The organism is Marinobacter sp. W-8 (genome assembly GCF_044342215.1).
GTDB lineage: Bacteria > Pseudomonadota > Gammaproteobacteria > Pseudomonadales > Oleiphilaceae > Marinobacter > Marinobacter nauticus.
This window is the reverse complement of the sequence record NZ_CP172297.1, coordinates 2,499,477-2,515,021: the sequence shown is the minus strand read 5'-3', so window position 1 is coordinate 2,515,021 and position 15,545 is coordinate 2,499,477. Positions and strand designations below refer to the sequence as shown.

Genomic DNA, 15,545 nt, shown 5'->3' with positions numbered 1-15,545 from the left:
TACCGCCTTGGACGTTCCATCAAGCCGGCGAGCGCTATGCTTGCCTGGGGGCGAAAGCCTTCCGCTTTCAAGGCGGAGATAGTGGCAAGGAAACTTGGCTTGCCCGTGGTGCGCCTGGAGGATGGCTTTCTACGCTCGGTGGAACCCGGTAACGAGCCGCCTCTGTCGCTGGTGTGGGATGACCAGGGTATTTACTACGATGCCAGCCAACCCTGCCGACTGGATGCATTGCTGGCTCGGCCCCTTGGTCTGGATGAAAAGGCTCGGGCTCGTGATTTGATTCGCCGTTGGCGCGCGGGGCGGGTTTCCAAGTACAACCACGCCCGCGAGCGGAATTACCAGCACCTGAGGCCCTATGTCCTGGTGGTCGACCAAACCTTTGGTGATGCATCGGTGAAGTATGGCCAGGCTGATGCGAGTAGCTTCGACACTATGCTGAAGTCAGCTCTGGAAAGATTTCCGGGGCATCGCATTGTGCTTAAAACCCATCCGGATGTGGTAGCAGGCAGAAAGCTGGGGTATTTCAGCCAATCCGATGAGGCTCAGTCTGAGCGGGTAGAGTGGCTGGGTGACAATGTTCATGCTCCGGCATTGCTGGAACACGCCGATGCGGTGTTCTGCGTAACCTCGCAAATGGGGTTTGAAGCCCTGATGTGGGGCAAGGAAACGCACGTGTTTGGCATGCCATTCTACGCAGGCCGCGGATTAACCGTAGATGCTTTGTCGGCACCGGAATTTCGTGAGCCGGTAAGCCTGGAAACACTTGTGTTTGCCGCGCTGGTGGGTTACCCGCGGTACGTAGATCCAGAGACCGGTCTTCGCTGTGAGCCGGAGCGCATTCTTGATTGGATGGCCTTGCAGCGAGAGCAGCGTGAGCGCTTTCCCGAACAGCTTTATTCGCCCCGTGTGCCTCTGTGGAAGCGCAAGGCGTTGAAGCGTTTTCTTGCCGGCAGTGATCTGATTGATGAACGTAAGCAACCTGCACCGGAGGGTTCTGCACGGGTTGTGTGGGGGCTCACGGAATCCCGGGAACCGGTAATTCGGGTGGAAGACGGCTTTATTCGCTCGGTGGGTCTTGGTGCAGATTTGGTTCAGCCCCAGTCCTGGGTGATGGATGATGTAGGCATGTATTACGATGCTACTCGGCCATCCCGCTTGGAGCAGCTGCTTGAGGGGGCCGGGTTTGAGCCTGGCCTGTTAGAGCGGGCTGCTGGTTTGATTGATAGCCTGAATGCATCGGGCACCACCAAATACAACACCGGGGCCAGAGACTGGCAGCGTCCCCCTGGCGCTGAGCGAGTGTTGCTGGTGCCGGGGCAGGTGGAAAGTGATGCTTCTATCAAGTTTGGGTCACCGGTTGTTAAAACCAATCTGGAACTGCTGAAAGCCGTGCGTGAGCAAAACCCGGGTGCCTGGGTGGTTTATAAGCCTCACCCGGATGTGGTGGCTGGCTTGCGCACGCCTGGGGGTGCCGAAGAGCAGGGCGAACGCTGGTGTGATGAGTTAATACTGGATCAGGATATGGCTCATTTGCTTAGCCAGGTAGACGAAGTGCATACGATCACCTCGCTGACCGGCTTTGAGGCCTTGGTTAGGGGGGTAAAAGTTACCTGCTACGGGCAACCGTTTTACAGCGGGTGGGGGCTGACAATGGATATCCACCCCTGCACCCGCCGCACCCAAACGCGAACTTTGGAAGAACTGGTGGCGGCAGCGCTTATTCTGTACCCCACCTACATCAGTCAGGTAACCGGGAAGTTCTCCACCGTGGAAACCGTACTCCGCGAGATTGAGGCGCAAAGGAAGAGCTCGGCGCCGGAAGTTGGTACACTCCTCAGACTTTCAAGAGCGCTGAGGCGGGCCTGGCGGTTTTGAAGCCCGCACAATCCGGGTATTGTTAGAGTTAGTGCAGGCTAAGCAGAAGTTTTTGGAGGATGCGTGGCATGACTATTTCGCCTGAAAAAGTTTGGTTTGATCAGGATAACCTTTGGGTTTTATTGTCAGATGGGCGTACCGTGGGCGCACCCTTGGCTTGGTTTCCTCGCCTGTTGAATGCAGATGTTACAAACCGTGAAGACTTTGAACTGAGCGTTCATGGTATTCACTGGGATGCACTGGATGAAGACATCAGTGTGCAGGGATTATTGGCGGGACTTGGAGACCAGTCCCACCCAAAGCGTGAGAGTGTTGCCTGAGGCTGCTGGCATGCCTCAAACCTGACGGATGAAAAGGGGGGCTGCCCCCGAACGGGGTCAGCTCCCACCCGTCTGCCGATATATTCACTATCAGAGAAACTATGCAAACCTACGACGTATTCAATGGCGATGCAGATGGCATCTGTGCGCTCATCCAGCTCCGCCTGGCTTATCCTGGCGAATCCACCCGGATTACTGGTGTAAAACGCGATATTGCCCTGGCCCGGCAAGTGCCGGTTGATTCGCCAGCCCGGGTAAACATTCTGGATATCAGCCTCGATAAAAACCGCGAAGCCGTAGATGGCCTGCTGGCTGCGGGCTGCTCGGTGTTTTATGTAGACCATCATTTCCCCGGCGACACTCTGCCTGATCACCCCGGGTTTACGGCTCTGATTGATACCCAGCCCACTACCTGCACCAGCTTGCTGGTGGATCAGCATTTGGGTGGCCGGTTTCATCATTGGGCCATTGCGGCGGCGTTCGGCGATAACCTGAATGCGGTGGGCGAAGCGCTGGCTGCCAAAGCGGGCTTGAGTGCCGAGCAGGCCGAGGCCCTTAAAAATCTGGGCGTGTGCATTAACTACAACGGCTACGGCGCCACGGTGGAGGACTTGCACTTTCACCCGGCGGATTTATACCGGGCGTTTGTGAAGTTTGAGGACCCATTGGATCTGATCGCGTCTGAGCCTGCTGAATGGCAGAAGCTGCGAGAGGGTTATGCGGAGGATATGGCCAAAGGTCTGGCTGCGCCCGTTTTGAACGAAACGGTAACATCTCTTGTTGTAAAACTACCGGATGAGGCTTGGGCGCGGCGAGTAAGCGGCGTGTTAGGCAACGAGTTGGCCAATCGGAACCCTGAGAAAGCCTGTGCCATTGTGACCGAGAAGCCAGGTGGCCATTACCTGGTGAGTATCCGTGCACCGTTGGGTAACCGCACAGGCGCTGATGAAGTCGCCCGGCAGTTTCCGACCGGTGGCGGGCGCAAGGCGGCCGCAGGCATTAATGAGCTGCCGGCAGGGCAGCTGGAAAAGTTTATGGGCTTAATGGCCGAGTTTTGGCGTTAAGCGATAACGCCAGGCAGGGCTGCTCGCCCTTCGAGAGCCCGCAAGAATCTTGATTCAGAGTACGGATGCAATAATGACACTAACCCCCCCCAAGAAAACCCACCTCAAACAGCTTGAGGCGGAATCGATTCATATCATTCGCGAAGTGGCCGCCGAGTTTGATAACCCGGTGATGCTCTATTCCATCGGCAAAGACTCTGCTGTGATGCTGCACCTGGCCATGAAGGCCTTCGCCCCCGGCAAGCCGCCTTTCCCGCTGATGCATGTGGATACCACCTGGAAGTTCAGGGATATGATTACCTTCCGGGACAAAATGGCCGAGAAATTAGGTATGAAGCTGATTGTTCATACCAACCAGGAAGGTGTGGAGCAGGGTATTGGGCCATTTACCCATGGCAGTGCCAAGCACACAGATGTAATGAAAACCCAGGCGCTCAAACAGGCGCTGGACAAGTACGGTTTTGATGCTGCTTTTGGCGGTGCCCGGCGGGATGAGGAGAAGTCTCGTGCCAAGGAGCGGGTGTATTCCTTCCGCGACAAGTTCCACCGCTGGGATCCGAAAAACCAGCGCCCGGAGTTGTGGAACCTCTATAACGGCAAGGTGAACAAGGGCGAAAGCATTCGCGTGTTCCCGCTCTCCAACTGGACCGAGCTGGATATCTGGCAGTACATCTATCTGGAGAACATCGACATCGTGCCCCTGTACTATGCGGCGGAGCGCCCGGTGGTGGAGCGTGATGGCACACTGATTATGGTTGATGACGACCGCATGCCGCTGGAACCGGGTGAGCAGCCGATGATGAAGATGGTGCGTTTCCGTACCCTGGGCTGCTATCCGTTGACCGGTGCGGTGGAATCAGAGGCGGCCACCTTACCGGACATTATTCAGGAAATGCTGTTGACCACGACGTCGGAACGCCAGGGCCGCGTGATTGATCACGATGGTGCAGCATCCATGGAGCAGAAGAAGCGGGAGGGATATTTCTAATGTCGCATGCATCGGTTTTGATTGAGAAAGACATCCTCGCGTACCTGGATCAACACGAAAACAAGGATTTGCTCCGGTTTCTAACCTGTGGAAGTGTGGACGATGGTAAGTCCACCCTGATTGGTCGCTTGTTGTTCGATTCCAAGCTGATTTTTGAGGACCACCTGGCGGCGTTACACAAGGATAACGAGCGTCAGGGCAATGCGGGCGAAGCTCTGGATTTGGCGCTGCTGGTTGATGGCCTGGCTTCAGAGCGGGAGCAGGGCATTACCATTGATGTGGCGTACCGGTACTTCAGCACCGACAAGCGCAAGTTCATTATTGCGGATTGCCCGGGCCACGAGCAATACACCCGCAATATGGCCACCGGGGCGTCTACCTGTGATCTTGCCGTGGTGATGATCGACGCCCGTAAAGGCGTGCTCACCCAGTCCCGCCGTCACAGCTTTATTGTCAGCTTGCTGGGCCTGAAGCATGTCGTCGTGGCTATTAACAAGATGGACCTGGTGGAATTCAGCGAAGAGCGCTTTAACGAGATCCGCGCCGAATACCAGAAGCTGGCCGATCAACTGGGGCTGCAAGACGTTTACTATGTGCCGATTTCTGCCCTGAATGGCGATAACGTGGTGAACCGCAGTGAGCACACGCCCTGGTACCACGGCGAGACTCTGATGACCATTCTGGAGCAGGTCGAGCTGCGAAAAGACCAGAACGTGGAAGATTTCCGCTTTCCGGTGCAGTTCGTAAACCGTCCGAACCTGGATTTTCGTGGGTACTGTGGCACGGTCGCCAGTGGTGTGGTGCACAAGGGTGACGAGCTGGCGGTGCTGCCGTCTGGAAAGACGTCTCGGGTGAAGGGTATCCACACTTATGAGGGCGAGATTCCACGGGCATGGCCTGGTGATGCGGTGACCATTACGCTGGAAGACGAAATTGATATTTCCCGGGGCGACCTGTTGGTCCACGCCAACCAGAAACCGGAGATGGGCCAGCGGTTTGCCGCCCACGTGGTTTGGATGAATGAGAAGGCGTTGGTACCTGGCCGCGAATACGGCATCAAGATCGGCACCAAAGTGACTGGCTGCTTTGTGAACAAGGTGTTGGAAGAGGTAGATGTAAATACCTTGGAGCGCAATACCAACGTAGCCAGCGGCCTGGAATTGAACGCCATTGGTCTGTGCGATGTGGAGTTGTCGGAGCCTGTGGTAGTTGAAGATTACCAGATGCACCCGGGCACCGGCGCTTTTATCCTGATTGATCGCCTTACTAATGTGACAGTGGCTGCAGGTATGGTGGCGCAGGCATTGGATGGGGCTGGTGAGGCACCCAAGCGTGAATATACTGAAGCCGAGCGGAACCTGAACCGGTTTATCCGCGAGAATTATCCGGAATGGGGCTGTAAAGCAGTATGAGCAACATAGTCTGGCACGATCATAAAGTTACCCGCGCCGAGCGTTCCGCCAATAAGAACCAGAAGCCTTGCCTGCTCTGGTTTACCGGGCTGAGTGGCAGCGGTAAATCCACTATTGCCAATGCGTTGGACGTCGCCTTGCACGAGCGGGGTTACCACACCTTTTTGCTGGATGGTGACAACGTACGCCATGGCCTGTGCAGCGATCTGGGCTTTTCCGATGACGACCGGGTGGAAAATATTCGCCGGGTCGGTGAGGTGTGCAAGCTCTTTGCGGACGCAGGCTTGATTGTGATGAGCGCTTTTATCTCTCCGTTTACCAGTGATCGCCGTATGGTGCGTAAGCTGTTTCCGGCAGGAGAATTCATTGAGGTGTTCATGGATGCTCCGCTGGAAACCTGCGAATCCCGGGATCCGAAAGGCCTTTACAAGAAAGCCCGTGCTGGCGAGATTAAGCATTTCACCGGCATCGATTCGCCCTACGAAGTACCCTCACACCCTGAAATCCGTCTGGATACCTCCCGGAATTCGGTAGACGAATGCGTGGACTCGTTGATTGCTTATCTTCAAGAAAGAGAGCTAATCAATCGGAAATAACGGGGAAGAGCCGCGGACATTTGGTGCCGCGAAATGTCTTGGGGGGCTGACCCCGGCATGGAGTAGTTGAACGGATGGAATGGCAGGCTGTTTTTACGCTGATGGTGCTAGTGGGGGTGCTTGGCACGTTGGCGCTTACGCGGGTATCGGCGGATCTCGTGTTAATGTCTGCGTTAGCCCTGTTGCTGGTGTTCGGCATCCTTGGGCCGTTAGAGGCATTAGCGGGATTTGCCAACCCGGGTGTGATTACCATCGCTACCCTGTATGTGGTGGCTGCTGGCTTGAAGGAGACGGGAGCGGTGCAGTGGATTGCCCGCTTGTTGCTGGGCCACCCCAAAACCCAGCGAGGTGCGCAATTACGCATGATTGCGCCAACCGGCGTGTTGAGTGGCTTTATGAACAATACGGCCGTGGTGGCCATGTTTATTCCCGCCATTCAGGACTGGGCCCAGCGTCTGGGGATTCCCGCCTCTAAGCTTCTGCTGCCGTTGAGTTATGCGGCTATTCTTGGCGGCACTTGTACCCTGATTGGTACCAGTACCAATCTGGTGGTGGATGGCATGCTCCAGAGCCGGCTGGGTATTAACCTTGGGTTGTTTGAGTTGGCTTGGGTGGGCGTTCCGCTTTTGGTGGTTGGTGGCGCTTTTCTGGTGTTGGTTGGTCACCGTCTGTTGCCGGACCGAGGTGGGCTCAGCGAAGAGTTGGACCAAGTTCGTGAGTATGGGGTAGAGGTAGAGGTGGAGAGCCCTGGCCCATTGGTGGGAAAAACCATCGCCCAGGCAGGTCTGCGGGCACTGACCTATGGTTACCTCACGGAAATTGATCGGGATGGACGGTTGATTACCGCTGTTGAGCCCGATAGAACACTGCAGGCAGGCGATAAGCTGTATTTCGTAGGAGCGCCTGAGTGCGCCAGTGAGCTTCGGCGTATTCAAGGTTTGAAGCCCGCCAATGGCAGCGTTCACAAGCTGGAAATGGAAAATCATCAGCGCTGCCTGGTGGAAGTGGTTCTGGGCCCGGAATTCCCGGCACTGAACAAGACCATTCGCGATAGCCGTTTTCGGACGCGCTTCAATGCGGTGATTCTATCCGTATCCCGGGAGGGTAAGCGGGTGCCTGGCAAGCTCGGGGACATTACCTTCCGAATGGGAGATACCCTGTTACTGGAGGCCAGCCATCAATTCGTTGAGCAGTACAGGTTCCGCCGAGACTTCTTGCTGGTGAGCGCATTGAACGATTCGACACCACCAGATTTTCGCAAGGCGCCCAGGGCGCTGGGTATCCTGGCAGTGATGGTGCTGTTGAGTGCGTCTGGATTGTTGTCGATTCTGGAGGCGGCGTTTATCGCGGCCGGCGCGATGATTGTAAGCGGTTGCCTGACGGCCAGCCGTGCCAGGCGTAGTGTCGATTTGCCAGTGCTGGTGGTGATTGCGGCGTCCTTTGCCTTGGGCAACGCGATGACCGAGACAGGTGCTGCTCAATGGGTGGCGGGTTTGTTGTTGGGGTGGGGGCCGCTGACGCCCTGGGTGGCACTGGCTATGGTGTATGTGCTGACGGCTGTGTTTACGGAGGTGATTACCAATAACGCCGCCGCCGTGCTGATGTTTCCTATAGCGATGGCGGTCTCCGAGCAGCTGGGGGTGAGTGTACTACCGTTCGCTATCGCGGTTATGTTCGCCGCTTCGGCTTCTTTCATTACGCCCTTGGGCTACCAGACTAACTTGATGGTTTATGGGCCGGGCCGTTATCGTTTTAACGATTATGTGCGAATTGGTCTACCGGTGTCGCTGCTCGTGGGGGTAGTGGCGGTCAGTCTGATTCCCTTGGTTTGGGGATTTTAAGGTCTGCGTGGCAGTCCTTATGGAAAATGGCTCCGGGGAAGATGAGCCAGGCAATCAAAAATCATCACTTTTCCATCAATGCAGTGGCAAGTGGTAGAGCTTGAGTCGGGAGCTTGATTTGAAAGTATTAACGGTATTTGGAACCCGCCCGGAAGCCATCAAGATGGCGCCACTGGTGCTGGCCCTGCAGGCGGATGAGCGCTTTGAGTCTGTGTTGTGTGTTACCGGCCAGGATCTTACCGATGTCATCACGGCCTTTTTGCAGAAAATGCGGGATGTACTTGCGGAAATCCGGCCGGATATCATGCTGGTGCATGGCGATACTGCCACCAACTTCGCAGTTACCCTGACGGCTTATTATGAACAGATTTCGGTGGTATTCAGGAGGAGGCGCCTTCGCTTGGTAAGCCGGTACTGGTTATGCGGGAGACCACCGAGCGCCCGGAGGCAGTAGAGGCCGGTACGGTAGAGCTGGTGGGCACGGATGTAGAAAAGATTGTTGGCCGGTTGAAGTCATTGCTTGATGATCAGGCGGCTTACGATGCAATGAGCCTCGCACATAATCCCTATGGAGACGGGCAGGCTTGTGAGCGTGTTCTTGAAGTCCTGGCTCGTGGGGGCAATGATTGATCAGGGGTGTCTGTTATACTATCTGACTGTCTAATCGCAACTCGAATGTAAAGCGTCTTAACCAAGGCGCTTTTTTTCATTAGGGCTCAAGGTTTCCATGCTCCTTCGGCACACACTCTACTATTTCACTGCTCGCGGCTTGCCTGGGTTGGTCAATTTTGCCGCATTGGCAGTGTTTACGCGCCTCTTGGCGCCGGAAGAATTTGGCCGTTATGCGCTAGTGGTGGTTGGAGTAGGTTTGGCCAATGTTATCTTGTTTCAGTGGTTGCGATTGGTGCTTGCACGTTTTTACCAGGCAAACCGGCATTGCCGCGAGCAATACCTGGGGGGCGTGCTTGCGCTGTTTTTGAGCGTTGCTGTGCCTGTCACCGGAGCGGGCCTTCTGCTGGCGATGGTGTGGCCAGACCCTTTATGGCAGTACCTGCTTCTGTTGTCAGTGATTCTTTTACTGGCCCAGGCATGGTTCGAGCTGAATCTTTCCTTGGCTCAGGCGGGGGTTCAGCCGATTCTGTATGGCAAGCTTTCTGGCACGAAAGCGGCGCTCTCTATTGTCGTCGGTGGTAGTCTTGCTGCGCTGGGATGGGGGGCGTCAGCACCGATAGTGGGCCTTATCGTTGCCCATGCACTTTCTTTTATTGCTTTTGGGTGGTTTGCATGGCGGGGAGTCAAGCCCTCGTTGCCCGGGAATGATGTTTTAAAAAGCCAGTTGGGATACGGATTGCCTTTGACGGTCACCTTTGCATTGTCATGGGTCGTATCCGGGTCTGACCGTCTGCTCATTGCCTGGCTGATGGATGAACGGTCGGTTGGCGTTTATGCCGCTGGATATGATCTGGCTTTCCAGACTCTGATGCTGGTACTGACCATTATCAATACAGCTGCCTTTCCGCTTGCAGTAAAAGCTTTGGAGCGCGGAGGGGCCCCCGCTGCTCGAAGGCAACTCGGCGAGAACGGCCAACTGATTTTTGTCGCAGCCATTGCTGGAGGAAGCGGTTTCGTTGCATTGGCACCGCAGGTGGTGGAGATTGTCATCGGTGCTGAGTTCAGAAGCTCCGCTTTGGCGATTTTCCCGTGGGTGGTGTTTGCCGGCGCCATTGCGGGTATCAAAGCCTTTCATTTCGATCTGGCCTTTCAGTTAGGCGTGGCCAGCCGCTGGTTAGTGCTTACCGGCGCTGTCGCGGCTTTGTCCAATCTGGTTTTAAACATACTTTTAATACCGAGCTTTGGCATTCTTGGCGCCGCCTGGGCTACACTCGCGGCTTTTGTTATATCGGCCCTTTTAAGTGCAGTGTTGGGCTCAAGGGTATTTGACATGCCGCCGCTGGGTCCAATGATCGGGCGGGCGTTGATGATTGGCGGGCTCTCTGGTGGCGTTGCCTGGCTGGCAGCTGGCCAGTTCACCAGTGTTTGGTCAGGGTTAGTGAGTGGATTGCTTGCGGGAACGGTTGTGGGGTTAGTTGCGTGTTGGCTCATGAATGTGGCGGGTGTTCGGGCGCGCTTGCAGCACCGTTTTCCGGGTTAATCAGGTAGAACGTGTAAGGTTTGGAGAAAAAATGGGCGCAAGAGTAAGTCTTTATAATGGGTGGATGCGCCTGACGGGGCGGCGCCCGCAGTTAGAGCTCTGTCAGGAGTGGTTAGGCAAGCAGTTTTTACCCGCCAGTGAGAGTGGGCGGGCGCATCTGGAATCGTTGTGCGGAATTTTACTTCATGCCTTTCAACATGTTGCTTATTACCGAGACTGTCTTTTGCGTGCGGGTTTTGATGACAACGAGATTCGTAATGATCCCGTTGCGGCTCTCGGAGCTTTGCCGCTCTTGGACAAGAGGATTTTGCGGGAACACTTTGAGGCGTTGAAATCAGACGACCTTGCCAGCCGAAACTGGCATGTCAATACCAGCGGAGGGAGCACTGGAGAGCCCGCGCGCTTTATTCAGGACAGTGAGTATCACCTTTATGGGATGGCCGGTAAGGCTTTGTTCGATGTGTGGACAGGTTACAAAGCGGGTGAACCCAGAGTCATTCTCTGGGGGTCTGAGAGGGATTTGCTGGTAGGGCGTGAAACTGTAAAAGCTCGCGTTGGCCGTTTTTTGAGGAACGAAGTTCCTTTGAATACCTTTCGGATGTCTGAGCAGGATCTTCGCCACTTTGTAGATGTTATTAATGAAGTGCGCCCTGTACAGATTACGGCATACGTTGAGAGTGCTTTTGAGCTAGCAAGGTATGTTGAGCAGCGTGGTCTTAAAATACACTCGCCCACTGCCATTCTGACGTCGGCGGGAACACTGTTTCCGCACATGCGTGAGCTGATTGAGAAAGTGTTTCAGGCGCGTGTATTTAACCGTTATGGCTCCCGCGAGGTGGGCGACGTTGCGTGTAACTGCAGGGAGCAGGACGGCCTGCATGTAAATCCATACACGCACCATGTGGAGATTCTGAGAGAAGACGGCACTCCATGTGTCCCCGGAGAAATCGGGGAAGTGGTTGTGACCTCTCTCACCAACCGTGCAATGCCTCTGTTGCGTTATCGTATTGGTGACCTCGCCTCGTGGGCGGAACAGGCCTGTGAGTGCGGCCGGGCTTGGCCTTTGATGCAAGAAGTTGCAGGGAGGGTCAATAGCATCCTCAAGACTCGAAACGGCACTTTTGCTACAGCTGCGTTGAGTACGATGATGTACTTTAAAGACTCTGAGAAAACGAAACCGTTTTCTTCATTTGGCCGATATCAGCTTGTGCAAAAGGGGCTGGATCATTTGGTTGTCCGTTTGTTGTTGGAGAACGAGGCGCTTTTTGCGGAGGAAAAGCCTTTATTGATCCATAACATCAAGGCTGTATTCGGTAACGATATTATTCTTGATGTAGAAACACCCACTAGCCTGCCCAGTAACCCAAGTGGTAAGCACATCTATATCTGGAGCGAGGTTGAATGACTGGTCATCTGGCAATATTCCTTCCATCTGTGAGCGGTGGCGGGGCGGAAAGGGTAATGGTCATTCTCGCCAATCGCTTTGCCGAGCAGGGGTTTAAGGTTGATTTGGTTCTGGCACAGGCCGAGGGGGCCTATCTTTCCCAGGTTAGTGCTATGGTGAATGTTGTTGATCTGGGAGTGCCTCGAGTTCTTCAGAGTATTCCCAAGCTTGCCAGGTATCTTCGCAGCAGCCGGCCAGATGCCATGCTTTCGGCTCTTGCCCATGCAAATGTCGCAGCAATAATCGCACGTCGGCTATCTGGTATTAAGGTCCGGCTCGTGGTTAGTGAGCGAGCCAATCTGTCGGTCTCCGCCTCTAATGCGGGAACCTTACGCGCAAAGTTCATGAAGCGGTTTGTCGCGATGGCATACCCTTTCGCTGATCACGTTATTACCGTTTCTAAAGGGGTTGAACAGGATCTCGTAACGGGGCTGGGTCTATCATCGCAGAAGGTATCCACGGTCTATAACCCGGTGGTAGATCAGGAGCTACTGGAAAAAAGCCGGTTGCCCGTTGAGGATGACTGGTTCAAAAGGGATCAATCTGTGCCTGTCGTCCTTGGTGTGGGGCGGCTTTCTCCACAAAAGGATTTTACAACCTTACTGAAAGCCTTCAGCCGGGTTCGCGCAGAGAGACTGGTTAGGTTGGTTATTCTGGGGGAAGGGCCGCTGCACTCGGAGCTTGAGAACCTGGCGACAGAGCTCGGGATTCAAGGTGATGTTCGGTTGGCGGGATTCAAAGATAATCCTTTCCCTTACATGCGCCATTGCTCGGTTTTTGTGCTTTCTTCTGCCTGGGAAGGGCTTCCCGGCGCATTGATTCAGGCGATGGCCTGCGGTGCCCCGGTCGTGTCGACTGATTGCCCCGATGGTCCGGCTGAGATCCTCGAAAATGGCCGGTGGGGGAGTTTGGTGCCCATTGGCGATGTTGGAGCGATGGCCGAAGCCATAAACAGCGCACTTGCAGCCTCAGATCAGCCGGACGTTTCCCGCAGGGCCATGGATTTTACGGTTGACCAGGCGGTGACGAATTATCTGGATATTCTTTTGCCCGGACACGGTGATGGGCACCCGGAATCTCTGAACCATCTTAATTCTGGTCGATAGCATGCAATCTAATTCGTTTCTTGAAGATACAGGACACTCGCTGGAGGGATATCGAGGGTGGTGGACCAGACTTGCCGGGCATCTTGGGGCGGTCTATCCATTTTACGATTTGGCATCACCTGATTATTTTTCACTTGAAATTGCCGACGTCATCGCGAAAAGGGTTTCCAGAAGCGCGCCTGTGGAGCTGGATAGAACGGCTGTTGCTTGCAAAGTTGGCCTGCCTTATTTGTTGGGCAATCGAACGCTTGTAAAGGGCGTTGAGCGGGCACCCTGGGTCGAACGGCCCGTCAGCCCTGGCGAATGGCAGCTTATGCCGCTTCCTGATCACGGCAGTGCTCACCCTGATAAAGATGAGTTCCTGGAAAAGTTTATTCAGGCACTACGGTCGGAACTCGAGGGCTATGTCGGCAACTCGCGCACGGTTGGGATATTGCTGAGCGGCGGCATGGACAGCCGGGTTGTCGCAGGTGTGCTACGCGAGGTTGAGCTACAGAATCCTGGTCGGTTCGACGTAGTGGCGCTGTCCTGGGGAGCGGCGGGCTCACGGGATGTCGTTTACGCTGAGCGTATTGCTCGGCAATTTGGATGGTCATTTGAGCATTTTCCTATAACTGCCGAGACGCTTCGGGAAAATATCGATATCGCCGGGTATGCCGGGGCGGAGGTTTCTCCACTGCATCTGCATGCCATGCCGGCTATCGCCAGGCTAAAGAATATAGATCTTGTGCTCGCGGGAAGTTATGGCGATAGTGTAGGGCGAGCTGAGTTCTCAGGAGTAAGAGTCGCTAACCTTAAGCCCATCCTACCCTCGAATATAGATCCGTTCGGAGTATTGAAGCATTCCGCAAAAAAAGCCGCAGAACCAGAATTGGCGAGAGATGTTCGTTGCTCTGGCCATTTTCGTTCTGATAACTCGTCTTTGCGCAATTTTGAAATTGAGCAGGAAATGCACTATATGCGGCGAATGTTGCAAAGCTGCATGTTGCATATTGGCCGAGAGATCCCTCTGTACCAAATGTTCACGGCACCGGCTGTATTTGGGCTGATGTGGCAACTCGCGCCTGAAGAAAGAGGCGATCATTGGTACCAGTATGTTCTCGAGGCGTTGCCAGGGAGGCTGCTGGATATCCCCTGGGCACGGACCGGAAGTCGTTATCTGGAGCAGTCTGGCGAGGCCGACCGGTTACCTAAGGCCTATCATGCCTATGGTGAGTGGCTTCGTAACGATCTTCAGGATCTGGTGGTATCCCGGGTTAACAGTGATGCTATCCGTGGCCTGGGCTTATTTAACGACAAGGGGCTCGATAAGGCGCTTCGTAATTGGCTGAAAGCAGAAACGAAGGGCAGTAACTCCCTGGACGAGTTGATCTCTTGGTTAGCCTCACTCTATACGTTTCTTGAGGCCTACCCTGTGTCATGTCAGCCTGCCGAGCCCAACGTTGTCGGCGATGCGTTTTCCGCTATGCGTGGCAGTCTGTATGGGAATCTTTATGTTCGCGCCAGAAATTATTTCAGAGAGTGATTGAGGTGTTCTTGTACAGGGACAAGCGGTCTGGTTTTACTTGGGAATTCAAAACGCTTGGCTCGGGCTGTTTAAGTGGGTTGAGTCGCCAATGAAGGTTTTACATATTATTACCAGTTTGGACGCTGGTGGTGCGGAGGGTGTGCTTGCCAGATTATGTGTGGCTGATAAATCCAATGATCATCACATTGTTTCCTTGATGGACGAAGGGGTATACGGGGAGGTGCTTCTTAAGGCCGGCGTTAGCGTCTCTTGCTTAAGGTTGCCCAAAGGTGGCGTATCCGCCAAAGGGCTGTTCAAGCTCTGGCGCATCATCCGGGATATTCGGCCGAACGTGATTCAAACCTGGATGTACCATGCCGATTTTCTTGGCGGCCTTATAGGACGGCTGGCCGGAGTTCGCAACATAGTCTGGGGCATCAGAAACACAGAGCTCGCACCAGGAAAGTCCAGCCGTTCTGCAATTCTGGTGGCGAAGCTGTGTGCCCGGTTGTCGAGCCGGATTCCGGCCAGAATTGCCGTGTGTGCTGAAAAGGCTGTCAGTGTTCATGAAAGCCTGGGGTACTGCAGAGAAAAAATGGTTGTGGTTCCGAATGGTTATGATTTATCTCGCTTCCGGCCGTTTCCAGAGTCGGGCTCGGCTCTACGCCGGGATTTGGGTATTCCCGACACCAGTTTCTTAATGGGTATGGTCGCGCGCTTTGATCTGTTTAAAGACCACGAGACCCTGTTTGCTGCGCTTGATCTTCTAGCGGCCGAAGGAGTGGATTTTCAGTGTTTGCTGGTAGGGACTGGCATGACCTCTGAGAATACGGAACTAAATGAAGTGTTGATGAAAAGGAGCATTAGCCAAAGGGTAGTGCTTGCCGGGAGGCGGAGTGACATTCCAGAGGTAATGTCGGCCCTGGACCTTCATGTGTTGTCGAGTTCCAGCGAAGCTTTCCCAAACGTTCTCGCCGAGGCTATGGCGTGCGGAACGCCCTGTGTGTCGACCGACGTGGGTGATGCAGCCCTCATAGTCGGCGATACTGGTTGGATAGTGCCACCAGAAAGTCCTGAACAGTTGGCCAATGCATTGCGATCTGCAGTCTTGGAATATCGTCTCATGGAGGATTGGCAGAATCGTAAAAGGGAGGCAAGGAAACGAATCGAACAGCGGTTTTCCCTGGAAGGCATGGTTGCCAATTTTAATTCGCTTTGGAGCGAAATTTTGAGGTGATGA

The 15,545-nt window shown here is 54.6% G+C and carries 12 protein-coding genes and 1 pseudogene; all 13 read left to right on the top strand.

Features of this window, described 5'->3' with window-relative positions; all coding sequences use genetic code 11:
- The first annotated feature begins 36 nt into the window (after positions 1 to 36).
- The 13 genes and pseudogenes from ACF8YQ_RS11675 to ACF8YQ_RS11615 all read left to right on the top strand — a co-directional run bounded on the left by ACF8YQ_RS11675 (position 37) and on the right by ACF8YQ_RS11615 (position 15,542).
- The gene (locus ACF8YQ_RS11675; RefSeq protein ID WP_396623299.1) at positions 37 to 1,875 is read left to right on the top strand and encodes a capsular polysaccharide biosynthesis protein; all 1,839 of its coding nucleotides are present in this window, start codon (positions 37 to 39) and stop codon (positions 1,873 to 1,875) included.
- A 68-nt stretch (positions 1,876 to 1,943) separates the two neighbouring features.
- Positions 1,944 to 2,195 carry a DUF2442 domain-containing protein gene (locus ACF8YQ_RS11670; protein WP_396621475.1) on the top strand — a complete coding sequence of 84 codons (252 nt, stop codon included), beginning with the start codon at positions 1,944 to 1,946 and terminating at the stop codon, positions 2,193 to 2,195.
- 101 nt (positions 2,196 to 2,296) lie between these two features.
- Positions 2,297 to 3,259, top strand: a complete 963-nt coding sequence (locus tag ACF8YQ_RS11665; RefSeq protein ID WP_396621474.1) for a DHH family phosphoesterase — start codon at positions 2,297 to 2,299, stop codon at positions 3,257 to 3,259.
- 73 nt (positions 3,260 to 3,332) lie between these two features.
- A complete protein-coding gene (gene cysD, locus ACF8YQ_RS11660) occupies positions 3,333 to 4,247 on the top strand; it encodes a sulfate adenylyltransferase subunit CysD (protein WP_396621473.1) in 915 nt (304 codons plus the stop codon).
- Positions 4,247 to 5,659, top strand: coding sequence for a sulfate adenylyltransferase subunit CysN (gene cysN, locus ACF8YQ_RS11655; protein ID WP_396621472.1), 1,413 nt, complete (start codon positions 4,247 to 4,249; stop codon positions 5,657 to 5,659). Before cysD ends, cysN begins: the two co-directional genes overlap by 1 nt.
- Positions 5,656 to 6,255: an adenylyl-sulfate kinase gene (gene cysC / locus ACF8YQ_RS11650; protein WP_228223931.1), complete on the top strand. Its 600-nt coding sequence runs from the start codon at positions 5,656 to 5,658 to the stop codon at positions 6,253 to 6,255. The genes cysN and cysC overlap by 4 nt, the downstream gene beginning before the upstream one ends.
- Positions 6,256 to 6,329: 74 nt before the next feature.
- The gene (locus ACF8YQ_RS11645) at positions 6,330 to 8,096 is read left to right on the top strand and encodes an SLC13 family permease (RefSeq protein ID WP_396621471.1); all 1,767 of its coding nucleotides are present in this window, start codon (positions 6,330 to 6,332) and stop codon (positions 8,094 to 8,096) included.
- A gap of 163 nt (positions 8,097 to 8,259) precedes the next feature.
- A pseudogene (locus ACF8YQ_RS11640) lies at positions 8,260 to 8,726 on the top strand (UDP-N-acetylglucosamine 2-epimerase).
- A 97-nt stretch (positions 8,727 to 8,823) separates the two neighbouring features.
- Complete coding sequence (locus tag ACF8YQ_RS11635) at positions 8,824 to 10,248, top strand: oligosaccharide flippase family protein (RefSeq protein WP_396621470.1); 1,425 nt, start codon at positions 8,824 to 8,826, stop codon at positions 10,246 to 10,248.
- 31 nt (positions 10,249 to 10,279) lie between these two features.
- A complete protein-coding gene (locus ACF8YQ_RS11630; protein ID WP_396621469.1) occupies positions 10,280 to 11,653 on the top strand; it encodes a phenylacetate--CoA ligase family protein in 1,374 nt (457 codons plus the stop codon).
- The gene (locus ACF8YQ_RS11625; RefSeq protein WP_396621468.1) at positions 11,650 to 12,798 is read left to right on the top strand and encodes a glycosyltransferase; all 1,149 of its coding nucleotides are present in this window, start codon (positions 11,650 to 11,652) and stop codon (positions 12,796 to 12,798) included. The genes ACF8YQ_RS11630 and ACF8YQ_RS11625 overlap by 4 nt, the downstream gene beginning before the upstream one ends.
- Position 12,799: 1 nt before the next feature.
- Positions 12,800 to 14,323, top strand: coding sequence for an asparagine synthase-related protein (locus tag ACF8YQ_RS11620; protein ID WP_396621467.1), 1,524 nt, complete (start codon positions 12,800 to 12,802; stop codon positions 14,321 to 14,323).
- Positions 14,324 to 14,414: 91 nt separating this feature from the next.
- A complete protein-coding gene (locus ACF8YQ_RS11615; RefSeq protein ID WP_396621466.1) occupies positions 14,415 to 15,542 on the top strand; it encodes a glycosyltransferase family 4 protein in 1,128 nt (375 codons plus the stop codon).
- Positions 15,543 to 15,545 lie beyond the last annotated feature (3 nt).

What these genes read in the sequence shown, in the direction of transcription:
- ACF8YQ_RS11620 (WP_396621467.1), top strand. Translation starts at nt 12,800, where the DNA reads ATGCAATCTAATTCGTTTCTTGAAGATACAGGACACTCGCTGGAGGGA.
- cysC (WP_228223931.1), top strand. Translation starts at nt 5,656, where the DNA reads ATGAGCAACATAGTCTGGCACGATCATAAAGTTACCCGCGCCGAGCGT.
- ACF8YQ_RS11675 (WP_396623299.1), top strand. Translation starts at nt 37, where the DNA reads ATGCTTGCCTGGGGGCGAAAGCCTTCCGCTTTCAAGGCGGAGATAGTG.
- ACF8YQ_RS11630 (WP_396621469.1), top strand. Translation starts at nt 10,280, where the DNA reads ATGGGCGCAAGAGTAAGTCTTTATAATGGGTGGATGCGCCTGACGGGG.
- cysD (WP_396621473.1), top strand. Translation starts at nt 3,333, where the DNA reads ATGACACTAACCCCCCCCAAGAAAACCCACCTCAAACAGCTTGAGGCG.
- ACF8YQ_RS11625 (WP_396621468.1), top strand. Translation starts at nt 11,650, where the DNA reads ATGACTGGTCATCTGGCAATATTCCTTCCATCTGTGAGCGGTGGCGGG.
- ACF8YQ_RS11670 (WP_396621475.1), top strand. Translation starts at nt 1,944, where the DNA reads ATGACTATTTCGCCTGAAAAAGTTTGGTTTGATCAGGATAACCTTTGG.
- ACF8YQ_RS11665 (WP_396621474.1), top strand. Translation starts at nt 2,297, where the DNA reads ATGCAAACCTACGACGTATTCAATGGCGATGCAGATGGCATCTGTGCG.
- ACF8YQ_RS11645 (WP_396621471.1), top strand. Translation starts at nt 6,330, where the DNA reads ATGGAATGGCAGGCTGTTTTTACGCTGATGGTGCTAGTGGGGGTGCTT.
- ACF8YQ_RS11615 (WP_396621466.1), top strand. Translation starts at nt 14,415, where the DNA reads ATGAAGGTTTTACATATTATTACCAGTTTGGACGCTGGTGGTGCGGAG.
- ACF8YQ_RS11635 (WP_396621470.1), top strand. Translation starts at nt 8,824, where the DNA reads ATGCTCCTTCGGCACACACTCTACTATTTCACTGCTCGCGGCTTGCCT.
- cysN (WP_396621472.1), top strand. Translation starts at nt 4,247, where the DNA reads ATGTCGCATGCATCGGTTTTGATTGAGAAAGACATCCTCGCGTACCTG.